Annotated in this window: 12 protein-coding genes; 4 read left to right on the top strand and 8 right to left on the bottom strand. The window is 71.3% G+C overall.

From position 1 onward, the window contains the following. Positions 1 to 37 precede the first annotated feature (37 nt). A complete protein-coding gene (locus tag LP52_RS17650) occupies positions 38 to 1,060 on the top strand; it encodes a DMT family transporter (RefSeq protein WP_052809972.1) in 1,023 nt (340 codons plus the stop codon). Between the two features lie 162 nt (positions 1,061 to 1,222). Here LP52_RS17650 and LP52_RS17655 read toward each other — a convergent pair whose 3' ends face one another. Further along, positions 1,223 to 1,960 (bottom strand): SDR family NAD(P)-dependent oxidoreductase, encoded by a 738-nt coding sequence (locus LP52_RS17655; protein WP_040275109.1) that lies wholly within the window; start codon positions 1,958 to 1,960, stop codon positions 1,223 to 1,225. 101 nt (positions 1,961 to 2,061) lie between these two features. Between LP52_RS17655 and LP52_RS17660 the strand changes: the two genes are divergently transcribed. Then, positions 2,062 to 2,910: a helix-turn-helix transcriptional regulator gene (locus LP52_RS17660; protein ID WP_040275110.1), complete on the top strand. Its 849-nt coding sequence runs from the start codon at positions 2,062 to 2,064 to the stop codon at positions 2,908 to 2,910. Positions 2,911 to 3,076: 166 nt separating this feature from the next. On the opposite strand, the gene LP52_RS17665 is transcribed toward LP52_RS17660, so the two are convergent. The 7 genes from LP52_RS17665 to LP52_RS17695 all read right to left on the bottom strand — a co-directional run bounded on the left by LP52_RS17665 (position 3,077) and on the right by LP52_RS17695 (position 11,251). Then, positions 3,077 to 4,120 carry an ABC transporter ATP-binding protein gene (locus LP52_RS17665; protein WP_040275112.1) on the bottom strand — a complete coding sequence of 348 codons (1,044 nt, stop codon included), beginning with the start codon at positions 4,118 to 4,120 and terminating at the stop codon, positions 3,077 to 3,079. Further along, positions 4,113 to 5,123, bottom strand: coding sequence for an ABC transporter ATP-binding protein (locus LP52_RS17670; protein WP_040275113.1), 1,011 nt, complete (start codon positions 5,121 to 5,123; stop codon positions 4,113 to 4,115). Before LP52_RS17670 ends, LP52_RS17665 begins: the two co-directional genes overlap by 8 nt. Further along, a complete protein-coding gene (locus LP52_RS17675; protein WP_052809973.1) occupies positions 5,120 to 6,130 on the bottom strand; it encodes an ABC transporter permease in 1,011 nt (336 codons plus the stop codon). Before LP52_RS17675 ends, LP52_RS17670 begins: the two co-directional genes overlap by 4 nt. Next, a complete protein-coding gene (locus tag LP52_RS17680) occupies positions 6,127 to 7,053 on the bottom strand; it encodes an ABC transporter permease (RefSeq protein WP_040275115.1) in 927 nt (308 codons plus the stop codon). The genes LP52_RS17675 and LP52_RS17680 overlap by 4 nt, the downstream gene beginning before the upstream one ends. Positions 7,054 to 7,069: 16 nt before the next feature. Then, a complete protein-coding gene (locus LP52_RS17685) occupies positions 7,070 to 8,635 on the bottom strand; it encodes an ABC transporter substrate-binding protein (protein ID WP_052809974.1) in 1,566 nt (521 codons plus the stop codon). A 136-nt stretch (positions 8,636 to 8,771) separates the two neighbouring features. Further along, positions 8,772 to 10,322 carry an aldehyde dehydrogenase family protein gene (locus LP52_RS17690; RefSeq protein WP_052809975.1) on the bottom strand — a complete coding sequence of 517 codons (1,551 nt, stop codon included), beginning with the start codon at positions 10,320 to 10,322 and terminating at the stop codon, positions 8,772 to 8,774. Continuing rightward, positions 10,319 to 11,251 (bottom strand): 5-dehydro-4-deoxyglucarate dehydratase, encoded by a 933-nt coding sequence (locus LP52_RS17695; RefSeq protein WP_040275117.1) that lies wholly within the window; start codon positions 11,249 to 11,251, stop codon positions 10,319 to 10,321. Before LP52_RS17695 ends, LP52_RS17690 begins: the two co-directional genes overlap by 4 nt. A gap of 90 nt (positions 11,252 to 11,341) precedes the next feature. Here LP52_RS17695 and LP52_RS17700 point away from each other — a divergent pair, with 90 nt between their 5' ends. Continuing rightward, complete coding sequence (locus tag LP52_RS17700) at positions 11,342 to 12,130, top strand: IclR family transcriptional regulator (RefSeq protein ID WP_040275118.1); 789 nt, start codon at positions 11,342 to 11,344, stop codon at positions 12,128 to 12,130. 129 nt (positions 12,131 to 12,259) lie between these two features. Then, positions 12,260 to 13,222, top strand: a complete 963-nt coding sequence (locus tag LP52_RS17705) for a YihY/virulence factor BrkB family protein (RefSeq protein ID WP_040275120.1) — start codon at positions 12,260 to 12,262, stop codon at positions 13,220 to 13,222. Positions 13,223 to 13,311 lie beyond the last annotated feature (89 nt).

The following is a 13,311-nucleotide window of genomic DNA, read 5'->3' on the forward strand; positions in this document are numbered from 1 at the left end:
GCTGGTACTGAATCGGGCGAAGCACGAGAATCGTGGCATGACACGTCCGCAGCTCCCTGAGAGCCCCGCGCCGAGCCCGGTCACGGGCGAGGAACCGCCCGCCGTATCCGCCCCCGCCCTCTCGCACTCGGCCGCCGAGCGCGGGCCCCGACCTCCGTCCTGGACCATCGTCTGCGCCGCGGGGATCACGGTACTGCTGTGGGCTTCGGCGTTCGTGGGGATCCGCGCCGCCGGGCACGACTTCTCCCCCGGCGCTTTGGCGCTCGGCCGCATGGTGGCCGCCGCACTCGTACTGAGCGTGTTCGTCGCGGTCGCCAACGCAGCCGCCCGACGCCGGACCGCACCACGAGCAGCCGCAGCGCGGCCTCTTCCCGGCGCCCTGCCCAGTGGCGGACCGCTGGGCCTTATCGCGCTCTGGGGCGTGGTCTGGTTCGGCGGGTACAACGTGGCGCTGAACGCCGCCGAGCGACTGGTGGACGCCGGGACGGCGGCCCTGCTGGTGTCGACCGCGCCCATCCTGGTCGCGGTGGCCGCCGTCCTCGTCCTGGGCGAGCGGCTCAGGAGACGGCTCGGCATCGGGGTCGCCGTAGCGTTCGCCGGCGTCGCCCTGATCGCGATCACCGGTTTCACCGGGCGGCTCGACGCGATGGGCATCGCGCTGGCGGTTCTGTCCGCGGTGCTGTACGCCTCCGCCGTGCTCCTGCAGAAGCGCCTCCTGGTGCGCGTCGAGGCGGTGACGATGACGTGGCTCGGCACGCTCGCCGGGACCGCGGCCCTGCTGCCGTTCCTGCCCGTACTCCTTGGCGAACTCGCCGCGGCGCCGACACCGTCCCTTCTGGCCATGCTGTACCTGGGCGTGTTTCCCACGGCGATCGGCTTCCTCGCCTGGGGATACGTTCTGTCCCACTGGACCGCCGGCCGCACCATCGCCGCGACCTACCTGGTGCCGCCGGTCACCGTGGCGCTGTCGTGGATACTTCTGGCCGAGGTGCCGACACCGCTCGCGCTCCTGGGCGGCGCACTCTGCCTGGCCGGCGTGGTGCTGGCGACGCGCCGCTGACGCGGCCGCGCGCGGTGGGAGGGCGGCAGCCCGCCGAGGGGGCCGGACGGGCGGCCCCCTTCGTGGAGCCGGTGTGCTGCTCAGCGCACGGCCAGGGACGGGTCGGCGAGGCAGGAGGCGGATCCGCTCCCCCGGGACCGGCCGGTGCGCCCGGCCCCGCCCTCACCAGGGGACGGCGCCGTCGCGGTCGCGGTACTGCCCGGTCCGGCCGGGCGAGGCGGTCGCCAGCTCGACGATGGCGTCGGTGCCCTCTGCCACCGTCTGCGTGCCCCGGTGGCCGTTGAGGTCGGTGGCGGTGTATCCGGGGTCGGCGATGTTGAAGCGGATCTCCTTGATGGCCTTGGCGTACTGGGTGGTGATCATGTTGAGGGCGGCCTTGGAGGCCGGGTAGATCAGGTGGGAGACGGTCGACTCCATCCGCTCGGGGTCCGTCGTGATCGTCAGCGACCCGACGCCGCTGGAGACCATCACGACCCGGGGGTCGTGCCCGGCGCGCAGCAGCGGCAGGAACGCGTGCGTCACGCGGATCGGGCCGAGCACGTTGACGCCGAAGGCGGGGATGAGGTGCTGCGGCAGGGTCTCCTCGGGGCTGACGGGCTCACCGGTGATCCCGGCGTTGTTGATCAGGACGTCGAGCCGGTCGGTGCTCGCGCCCACGGTCCGCACGGCCGCTGCGACCGAGTCGTCGGAGGTGACGTCCAACTGGACGAAGGTCACGTCCGCGCCGTCGGCGGCGAGGTGCTGGGCAGCCGTGCGGCCGCGGGCTTCGTCGCGCGCCCCGAGGAAGACGCGCCAGCCGAGTTCGCCGAGGCGGCGCGCCGCCTCGTAGCCCAGGCCTTTGTTGCCGCCGGTGATCAGGGCGGTGGTCGTGCTGCTGGAGGTTCCGGATGATTCGCTCATGTGTCGAACGATGCCGCGCCGGCGGGGAGCCATCCAGAGACGCCTGAGGCTGGGAGCGGCAGTCCCAGGATGTCCGCGCCGGTCGGGAGGAGAATGGACGCATGGACCGACTCGAACTCGCCCGCGTCCTCAAGGCCGCACGGGCGCGCATCGCGCCCGAGGAGGTCGGCCTGCCGACCGGACCGCGACGGCGAGTGGCCGGGCTGCGCCGCGAGGAGGTGGCCCAGCTCGCCGGGCTGAGCGTCGACTATGTCGTCCGCCTCGAGCAGGGCCGCGGGCCGCAGCCGTCCCTCCAGGTGCTTACGGCTCTGACCCGGGCGCTTCGGCTTGAGACCGACGAACGCGATCAGGTCTTCCGCCTCGCAGGCAGCGCCCCGCCGCTCGCCGGTCGGGTCGAGATGTCCATCCGGCCCAGCGTGCTGCGGCTGCTCCAGCGGCTGACCGACCTGCCGGCGCTCGTGCTGTCGGCCAAGAGCGACGTGCTGGCGCAGAACCCCATGGCCGACGCGCTCCTCGGTGACCTGGGCCGCCGGTCCGGGCGGCAGCGCAACATCATCTGGCAGCGGCTCCTCGGCGCGGGGTCCGGCCGCGTCGCGCTCTCCCCCGAGGAGGACGCGGTGACGGCGCAGCAGGCCGTCGGTTCGCTGCGCACCGCACTCTCCCGCTACCCGCACGACCCGGACCTGCGCTCGCTGGTCGACGAGCTGCTGGCCGGCAGCGAGCGATTCCGGGGCATGTGGGAGGAGGGACGCTCGACGACGTGGCGGTCGATGCACAAGACGATCAACCACCCCGACCTCGGGCCTCTCGTCCTGGACTGCGACACCCTCCTGCTGCCCGACACCGACCAGTCGATGATCGTCTACTCGGCGGCCGCCGGCACGCGCGAAGCCTCGGCCCTGGACATGCTGCGCGTCACCGGCACCGAACGGATGGACGCGACCCGCTAGCGGAGGGGTGGCGCCTCGTCCGCGCCGCCGTCGCCGGGAGCGGCTATGGCGGCGCGGCAGCGCAAACCGCCCGGACGCCCTCGCCGCCCCTGCGCCCCCGACCGCCGCTCGCAGCGCATCGTCGCCGACCAGGCGCCGAAGGGACGCGGCAAGGGCGCCGGCGTCGTCACCCGCGCTGCGGACCCGACACCGGAGGGACAGGATGCGCGGGTTCCAGTGGGAAGTGGCATGCGGCCGTATGCGTCGGGTCGCCGCCGTGCGCCTCAGCGGGGGGAACCTCCTCGGCGCACACGTCCTCGGCACGCCAGCACCGGGTGCGGAACCGGCATCCGGACGGCGGGTCGATCGGCGAGGGCACCTCGCCGCGCAGCAGGATGCGCTGCCGGGAGGTGCCCTCGGAGCCCACGGGGGCCGGCGCCGAGGACAGCAGCGCCGCCGTGTAGGGGTGGCGCGGGTTCGCGAAGATCTCCTCGGTCCGGCCCGTTTCGGCCACCTTGCCCAGGTACATCACAGCGACCCGGTCGGCGACGTGGCGAACCACCGAAAGGTCGTGGGAGATGAACACATACGACACGTCGAGTTCGGCCTGCAGCTCCGCCAGCAGGTTCAGCACCTGCGCTTGCACGGACAGGTCCAGGGCGGACACGGGCTCGTCGCAGACGATGACGTCGGGTTTCAACGCCAGCGCGCGGGCGATCCCGATGCGCTGCCGCTGCCCGCCGGAGAGCTCCTGCGGGTAACGGCGGGCGTCGCCCTCGCGCAGCCCGACCATCTCCAGCAGCTTCCGCACCCGCCGGTCCCGGCCGCCGCGAGGCACGAGGTCGCGGTGGGTGCGCCAGGGCTCACCGATCAGCTCGGCCACGTTCAGCCGCGGGTTGAGGGAGGCGAACGGGTCCTGGAAGACCATCTGCACCCGCCGGCGCCAGGCGAGCAGTTCCTTTCCGCGCAGCGAGAGCGGATCGGTGCCGTCGAAGCGCAGCGTGCCCTGGTCGGGCCGGTCCAGCATGAGCAGCACTCGGGCCAGCGTGGACTTGCCGCAGCCCGACTCGCCCACCAGTCCCAGGGTCTCGCCCCGTTCCAGCGTGAGGTCGACTCCGTCGAGGGCGCGCAACCTGGTGGTGCCGGCCGAGCTCCTGGGCACCTTGAAGCTCTTGGTCAGACCGGCGGCCTCAACCAGCGGCGCCGGCGGCCGTGTCACGGTGTCAGGCATGCGCCGCCTCCTTCCAGTAGTGGCAGGCCGCCGCGCGGCCGAGGCCGGTTTCCGACAGCTCCGGCCGGTGTGTGGCGCAGTCCTCGCGTGCGATCGGACAGCGGGTGCGGAACGCGCAGCCGGTGGGTACCGCCCGCAGGTCGGGAGGATTACCGGGGATGAACCGCAGCGGCTCTCCTCGGTTCCGGCTTCCCGGCACCGAGTCGAGGAGCCCGCGTGTGTAGGGGTGTCGTGGGTCGGCGAAGACATCGCCGACCGGGCCGGCCTCCACGACGGATCCGGCGTACATCACCGCTACGTGGTCGGCGTGCTCGGCGGCGACCGCGAGGTCGTGTGTGATGAGGACCAGCGCCGTGTCCTGCTCGGCCCGCAGGTCGTGCAGCAACTCCATGATCTGGGCCTGCACGGTGACGTCCAGGGCCGTGGTGGGCTCGTCGGCGATCAGCACCGAGGGCCGCAGCGCCACCGCCATCGCGATCAGCAGGCGCTGGCGCATGCCGCCGGAGAACTGGTGGGGGTAGGCGTCCACGCGGGATCGCGGCTCGGGGATGCCCACCCGCTCCATGAGCTCCACCGCCTTGGCCTTGGCCGCCTTGCGGGACAGCCGCTCGTGGATGCGGAAGGGTTCGGCGAGCTGCGTGCCCACGGTGAACACCGGATTCAGCGCGGTCAGCGCGTCTTGGAACACGATGGCCAGGCCGGGGCCGGCGAGGCGGCGCCGCGCCGCAGCGCTCAGCGCCAGCAGGTCGGAACCGTTGAGCCGGATCTCGCCGCCGACGACGTCGGCGACCGGTTCGAGAAACCCGGCGACCGCCTGCGCCGTCATGCTCTTGCCGCACCCCGACTCGCCGAGCAGCGCCAGCGTCTCGCCGGAACGCACGGTGAAGCTCACATCGCGGACCACGTGAGCGGTGCCTTCGGGGGTTCGGACGTCGACCGATAGCCGGTCCACCTCCATCGCCGCCGCGCCCGAGGGCGGCGCCGCTTCCCGGGTCGTGCTCATGCCGGTACCTCCTCGGTCGAAGCCTTGGCGCGGCGCCTGCGGCGCGGCACGGTCAACCGCCACCGCTGGGCCGGGTCGGTCGCCAGCCGCGCCCACGACGCCAGGGTGGTCGCCGAGATGGTGGTGATGACGATGGCCAGACCGGGAAAGACCGCGGTCCACCACGCCGTCTGCAACTCCTCGCGTCCCTGGGCCACCATCAGTCCCCAGCTCAGATCCGGCGGTTGGATGCCGATGCCCAGGAAGCTCAACGAGGACTCCGTGAGGATCACGAAGCAGAAGTCGAGCGTGGCGACGGTGAGCAGCGTGGGCAGCACGGTCGGCGCGACGTGGCGGCGGATGATGTCGCCGCTGCGGGCACCGAAAGTACGGGCCGCGTCGACGAACAGCCGGCTCTGCAGCTCGGCCGACTCGGCGCGGGCGGTTCGCACGTAGACCGGCAGCCGCGCGATCGCGATGACCAGGACGAGATTGGCGACGCTGGGCGAGAACACGTAGAGGACGACGACCGCCAGCAGCAGGGACGGGAAACTGAGGATCACGTCGGCGATCCGCATCGACACGCTCTCCCGCCAGCCGCGGTGGTAGCCCGCCCACATGCCCCATACCGAACCCAGCGTCAGCGACAGGACCACGGCGGGCACCGCCACCAACAGGGTGGTTCGCGCGGCGACGACGAGCCGGGCCGCGACGCTGCGGCCCAACGAGTCGCTGCCGAGCACGAACGACCAGCCGTTCTCCAGGGTGAACGGCGGCAGACTGGTCGAACGCAGGTTCTGCTCGGTGGCGAGTTCGCCGAGCAGGAAGGGGCCGATCGCCGCGGCGGCGCCGATGATCACCAGTACCAGGGCCGCCAGGCAGGCGAAGCGGTCCTTGAGCAGCAGCGCGAACAATCGCGGCGGCTGCGGCGCCGGCGCCTCGGCCGCGGAAGCGGCGGAGGCGAACCCCGGGCCTCCGTCAACTCCGCCGTCCGTGCCGTCTCTGTGGTCGCCGTTGCCGTTGGTCATGCCGTCACCCCCTGGCGGACGCGCGCGTCCAACAGCGCGTAGCAGACGTCGATGAGGATGTTGAGCGCGAAGATCGTCAGGGCGGTCAGCAGCACCGCCGCCTGGAGCACCGCGAAATCGCGCTCCAGGATCGAGTCGATCATCAGCTTGCCGATGCCCGGCCAACCGAAGATCGTCTCGACGACGACGGCGCCGTTGATCATGCTCACGGTCAGGTCTCCGGCGACCGTGAGCGCCGGCGCGGCGGCGTTGCGCAGCGCGTGGCCGAAGATGACGCGCTTCTCGTCGGCGCCCTTGCTGCGCGCCACTTTGGTGTAGGGGGCCGACAGCGCCGAGACCATGGAGCCGCGCACCACCTGGACGAGGACGCCGAAGGGGCGGATGAGCAGCGTGAGGATCGGCAGGACCCACGCCGCCGTCCCGTCGGTGCCGGAGGTGGGCAGCCAGTTCAGTGTCACGGAGAACACCAGCACCAGCATGATGGCGAACCAGAAGTCCGGCACGCTCGCCGACGTCGACGACAGGAGACTGGCGGCCCGGTCGGCCAACGAGTTCGGGCGGTAGGCCGCCAGGCTGCCGATCACCACGGCCGCCACGATGGCGATGAGCATGGTCGTCCCGGCCAGTTGCAGTGTCGCCGGGAACGCCTGCAGCACCGCCTGGGCGGCGGGCTGGGCTGTCCGCAGCGACTCGCCGAAGTCCAGGCGGGCGATCTGGCCGAGGTAGTCGAAGAACTGCACCACCACGGGCTGGTCGAACCCGTTGCGGGCGGCGAACTCCGCCCGCATCTCAGGCGTCGCGCTGAGCGGCAGGTACAGGTTCGCGGGGTCGCCGGTCAACCGCGCCAGGAAGAACACCCCGAGGATCACCACGAGGAGCGGCAGGGCGCTGGAGACGATACGGCGCCAGAGGAAGGCGAGCATGGACCGGAATACCTCCTCAGTCCGCGGGCTGCATCCCGCGCAGCCGCAGCTCGTCGTTGGTGGCCGAATTCGGTGTGTAGGACACGTCCGGGGAGATCGCCATGACGCCGGTCATGTGCGCGAGGACCGCGTCGCGGACCACCTCGTCGTTCTGGTAGGCGAGCGCCTCGGCGAAAGCCTGCTGACGGGGCTCGTCCTGGGCGTTCTCGGCCTCCTCGATCATCGAGTCGAGCTTCTCGGTGCCGTAGCTGCTCTGCGCCCCCGAGGAGCCGTAGATCTGCTCCATCGTGAACGCGGCGTCACCGGCCTGGTTGCCGTGCTGGGCCTGCAGCAGCGTCGGCCCCATGTCCGAGGGGAACGGCCGGAGCAGGTACTCCATCCAGGCGTTGACATCGAGCATCTTGACCTTCACCTTGAGCCCGGCGTCGATCAGGGACCGCTGCACGACCTCCGTGGCCTCCGAGGCCTTGGGGTAGATGCCGTTGCGGCCGATGATGGTGATGGTCGTGTCGACGGGGACGCCGTCGGCCCGTGCCTCGTCGATCAGGGTCTCGGCCTTCTTCGGGTCGTGGGGCCACGGTTGGATCTCCTCGTTGTGGCCGGTCACACCCTTGGGAACGATCTGCCCGGCGGGTTGGCCGAGCCCGGAGAAGACGGAGGAGACCAGGCCCTTCTTGTCGATCGCGTAGTTGATGGCGCGGCGCACGCGGATGTCGTCGAGCGGCTCCTCGCCGGCGTCGATACGCATGTAGGAGGTCTCGTTGTTCGGGTACTCCACCGCGTTGTCGCCCGCGCTGTCCTGGGGCGTGAGCCCGACGGCGATGTCCGCCTCGCCCTGGGAGACCATCGCGGCCCGGATGCTGCTTTCGGCACGCCAGACGTAGCGGGCCGTGGCGTAGGCGGGCTTGTCGCCCCAGTAGCCGTCGTAGCGCTGGAGCTTCAGGTCGACGCCCTGGTTCCATTCCTTGATCTTGTAGGGGCCGGTGCCGACAGGCTCGCGGGCCTTGTCCTGTGTGTCGGTGCTGCTCGGCACGATCTCGATGAAGGACAGCCGCAGCGGCAGGATCGGGTCGGGCTCGGCCGTGGTCACTTCCAGGGTGTGGTCGTCGACGGCCTCGGCGGTGAGTTCGCTGTCACCGAAGACGTAGCCGTCGACGTTGCAGCCGATGTCGGAGTCGACGGTGCGGTCGATGGAGAACGCGGCGGCTTCGGCGTCGAAGGCCGTGCCGTCGTGGAAGGTGACCCCCTCGCGCATGGTGAACGCCCACGTCTTGTCGGACGTCTGCTCCCAACCGGTCGCCAGCGCGGGTTCGAGGGCGCCGGTCTTGGGCACGCGTTCGGTGAGCGCCTCGGTGATGTTGGATCGCGTCACACGGCCGGTGGCGGTCAGGGATGCGTCACAGGGCTCCAGTGTGGGCGGCTCCTCGGGAAGCGCGATACGGACCGTGTCCGCGGCTCCGCCGTCGTCGGTGTTGGCGACGGCGCAGGCGGTGCCGGCCAGGAGGAGTCCGACGGCGGCGAAGACGCCGGGGATCCGCAGCGGCCGGGGACCGGTCGCCGGGGTGAGCGGTGGTATGGGCATTGGTTTCTCCTGGAACGTGGCTGGAGGAAGCTGGAGGAAGGTGTGGGGACGGATGGGAGTGCCTCCGGACCCGCGAGGCGCGTGATCGGGTTCGGGGCGAGGCGTCGGCGGTGCCGGGCGGCTCAGGCGGCGCCGGTCACGTGCCGCGCAAGGCGCCGGGCAGCAGCGCCTCGGGAACGTCCTGGAAGGTGACGGGTCGTTGGAACCGCCGTACCGCGGTCCAGCCGACGGAGGTGTGCGCGCTGTCGGAGGTGGCCGGGTACGGGCCGCCGTGCGTCTGCGCGGCGTTGACGGCCACACCGGTCGGGAAACCGTTGTGCACGACGCGGCCGGCCAGGTCGGCGAGCTCCGCGGTGAACGGCGCGAGTCCCGCGTGGTCCTCGGGTTCGGCGTGGACCGTCGCGGTGAGGGAGCCCGGCATCAGCCGCACCGCCTCGAAGAACCGCTCTTCGGATCCGACGTCGACCACCACGGCGACCGGGCCGAAGTGCTCCTCCCGCAGCTCAGGCGCTGCCGCCAGGTCGTCGAGCCCGGCCAGCAGCAGGACCGGTGCCGCACGCAGGCCGGGGCCCTCGAAAGCGTCCCGCCTCTTCGTGACCACCTCGACTCCGGCGGCGTCGGTGCTGGCGGCCAGCCGGTCGGCGAGCGCGTCGCGGGTGGCGGCGTTGAGGAGCACGCCCGGCTCGGCATCGTCGAGGTGAGTCGCCGCCCTCTCGGCGAACTCGCGGCCCCGCGTGGTGAACACGAGGCCGGGCTTGGTGCACATCTGTCCGGCGCCGACGGTCATGGAGGCGGCGAAGCCCTCCGCGATCTCATCGAGCCGTTCCCGCACCGCGGCCTCGGTGACGAACACCGGGTTGAGACTGCCCATCTCGGCGAACACCGGGATCGGGCGGGGCCGTGCAGCGGCGAGCTCCGCCAGAGCGCGGCCCCCGGCGAAGGAGCCGGTGAACCCGACCGCGCGGACCTCCGGCGCGGTAACCAGGGCCGCCCCGGTCTCGTTGCCCGCCCCGTGCAGTAGAGCGAAGGTACCGCGGTGGGCTCCGGCCGCGGCGACGGCGTCGACGACGGCGCGGCCGACGATCTCGCTCGTGGCCGGGTGGGAGGGGTGGGCCTTGACGAGCACGGGGCACCCCGCCGCCAGCGCCGAGGCGGTGTCGCCTCCGGCGGTGCTGAAGGCGAGCGGGAAGTTCGAGGCGCCGAACACCGCGACCGGGCCGACCGGGACCAGTACGCGGCGCAGGTCAGGACGGGGCGGGACGGCATCGGGGGCGGCTTCCACGCGAAGCGCCTCCCGGTAGTCGCCCTCTTCCACGACCCGGGCGAACCCGTTCAGCTGGTTGCGGGTGCGGGCCAGCTCGCCGTCGAGGCGCCCTTCGCCGATGCCCGTCTCTGCACTCGCCGCCCCGACGATGCTGTCGCGGACGGCCTCCAGCCGCTCGGCGATTCCCCGAAGCAGGACCGCCTGCCAGCCTTCGGGCAGGGACCGGTTGGCGTCATAGGCGGCCCGAGCCGAATCGGCGGCGCGAGCGACGTCGTCCGCACCGCAGGAGGTGAATTCCGGCCCGACCGGCGCGGCGGTTGCCGGGTCGACCGCCCGGAACGCGGCACCCGACCCGCGCAGTTCCGCTCCGCCCAGGAAACCGATGCCGGTCGCCGGGAGTGCCTTCTCCGTCGAGGGGGTCATGCCGCCACCTCCGCACTCGCGACGGCCAGTCCGCGGTCGATGATGTCGGCCAGTTCGGCCTTGTGTTCAGGAGACGGTTCCGCCAACGGTGGGCGCACGGGCCCGGCCGAACGCCCGCGGATCTCCAGCCCCGCTTTGACCAGCGAGACGGCGTAACCCGGTGTGGTGTTGCGCAGCTCGGCGAGCGGGACGTAGAACTCGCGCAGCAGCTCGTCCTGGACGGCCTCGTCGCCGCGCTCCGAGGCGGCGAAGAAGGCGGTCGCGACGGCGGGAGCGAAGGCGAGCACCGCGGAGGAGTAGGCTGCGGCGCCGACGGCACGGTAGGCGCGGGCGAAGGTCTCGGCCGTCGGCATGCCGTTGAGCAGCGGGAGGCGGTTCTCGGTCACGGTCCTGATGCGCTGCAGCAGTTCGATGTCGCCGTGCCCGTCTTTCAGCGCGACGACGCGGTCGTTCCCGGCCAGTTCGGCCACGGTCTCGGGGGTGAAGACCGCGGTGGAGCGCTGGTAAGGGATCAGTCCGAGGCCGGTGGAGTCGAGGAGGTCCCTGTAGTGCGAAAGCAGCCCTCTCTGCGGGCCGACCTGCAGGTAGGGAGGGAGCACGAGCGCGCCGTCGGCGCCCTCGCCCTCGGCCGAGCGGAGATACTCCTTGGCGACCCGGGCGCCGCCGCCGACGCCTGCCAGCACCGGGACCGCGCCGCCGACGTGTTCGACCGCGGTGCGCACCGCCGTGCGGTGCTCCTCCAATGTCAGCGAGGCGAACTCGCCGGTGCCGCAGGCGACGAACAACGCTCCGGGGCCGGCCTCGAGCATGTCGTCGAGGTGCTCCTTGAAGCGCGGCAGGTCGAGCTCTCCCGCGTCGGTGAAGGGAGTGACCGGAAAGCCGAGCAGTCCGGTGAAGGACTCGCCGAGCTCCGCAGGCGATAGCGGCATGAGCAAACCTCTTGTCTACAAATGGATACAATATCTATGCTGGTAGACAAGCACCGTAAGCTGGTGTTTCAAATCACGTCAAGGGGAAATATGAGGCGATCCACGACGACGGGGGCGGAAACCGCCGAGGTCACGGGGGTTCGGACGGTGAAATCGGCCGAACGGGCGATCCTGCTGCTGGAGTACCTCAGCTCCGCCGAGGAGCCGCGCTCGCTCCGCGACGTGGCCCAGGACCTGGAGATCCCCCGGGCCAGCGCCTATGCGCTGCTGATGACACTGGTCCACCGCGGGTGGGTGGAGCCTGACGCGACCGGCTCCGGATTCCGCCTGGGCATCCGGGCCCTGCGGGTCGGCGCCTCCTACGTGGAACACGACGACGTCGTGCAGCGGGCGCACCGCGTCATGGACGAGATGTCTCAGGAGTGGGGAGAGACCGTCCACCTCGCCCGGTTGGACGCCCACGAGATCGTCTACCTGGCGACCTGCATCTCGCGCCATTCGCTCGCGGTCGTCTCCCGTCCCGGCCGCCGGCTTCCGTGCTGGGCGACAGGGCTCGGCAAGGCGCTCCTGGCCGAACGACCGTGGGAAGAGAACGACGCACTGCTGCCCGAGGCGCTCTCGGCCCGCACCGTCAACACCTTCACCGACCGCGAGGCGCTGCGGGACGAGCTGAAGTCGGTGCAGGAGCGCGGTTACGCCATCGACGAGCAGGAGTCCACGATCGGGCTGCGGTGCTTCTCCGTCGCTCTGGACTTCGGCGACGGGACCGCCCCCAAGGAGGCGCTCAGCTTCTCGGTCCCCATCGTGCGCCTGGACCCGGAACGCGAGCGGAGCCTTGTGGCGGCCCTCCTCGATGCCCGCGAACGGATCGTGCGCTGACCGCGCCCCGCTCACCTCGGCGATGCGGGCGCTTTTCGTGGCGGGTCTGGGGTAGTGGGGGCGCGCACCGCATCACGTGCCGCGCAGGGGGAGGCTTCGGTGCCGACACGACCGGAAGAAGGGCCGAGAATGGCCGGAAACCAGCGGAGTACCGAGAACGGCTCGCCGCAGCAGGAGGCGTCGGCGCCCACCGAACTGCCGAAGCGGTCGTGGACGGGTTCGATGCGCCGGACCGTCGCCGAATTCCGGGACGACAACCTGCTCGACCTCGCCGCCGCGCTGACGTACTACGCGGTCCTGTCCATCTTTCCCGCACTCCTGGTCCTGGTCTCGCTCCTGGGACTGGCCGGGCGGTCGGCGACGCGGGCTCTGACCGACAGCATCTCGGCAGCACCGGCCGATGTGGCCTCGGTGCTGACCTCGATCCTGGAGAACGTGCAGCGCAGCCAGGCCACGGCCGGGATCTTCGGCTTGATCGGCCTGGCCGTCGCCCTGTGGTCGGCCTCCGGCTACATCGGGGCCTTCATGCGCGCGTCCAACGTCATCTACGACGTCCCTGAAGGACGCCCCATATACAAGACCCTGCCGATCCGGGTCGGGGTCACGCTTCTCATGGTCGTCCTGCTGGCCGTGGCGGCGGTGGCCGTCGTCGTCACCGGCGGCCTCGCCGAGCAGGCCGGGCAGCTCCTGGGCCTGGGACCCACCGCGGTCATGGTGTGGCGCATCGCGAAGTGGCCGGTTCTCCTCTTCGTCGTCGCCTTCATGATCTCCCTGCTCTACTGGGCGTCGCCCAACGCCAAGCGGGGCTTCCGCTGGGTGACGCCGGGCAGCGTGCTGGCCATCGTGATCTGGCTGCTGGCCTCGGGCGCCTTCGCGGTCTACCTCGCGAACTTCGCCTCCTACAACCAGACCTACGGCAGCATGGCCGGAGTGATCATCTTTCTCGTGTGGCTGTGGATCACCAACATCGCGATCCTTCTCGGCGAGGAGTTCAACGCCGAGCTTGAGCGGGGCCGAGCCCTCGCCGAAGGCCACCCCGAGACCGAAGAACCCTATGTGGAACTGCGCGACATACCCAAGAAGCAACGCTGAGCACCGGCTTCGCGCCATTCCCGCATGCGCGGGAGGTGCAGACGCCGTCTTTCACGGCCCGGAGGTGGTCGTTGCGCGCCCGCACCGCT

It is taken from the genome of Streptomonospora alba, assembly GCF_000826685.1.
GTDB classification, from domain to species: domain Bacteria; phylum Actinomycetota; class Actinomycetes; order Streptosporangiales; family Streptosporangiaceae; genus Streptomonospora; species Streptomonospora alba.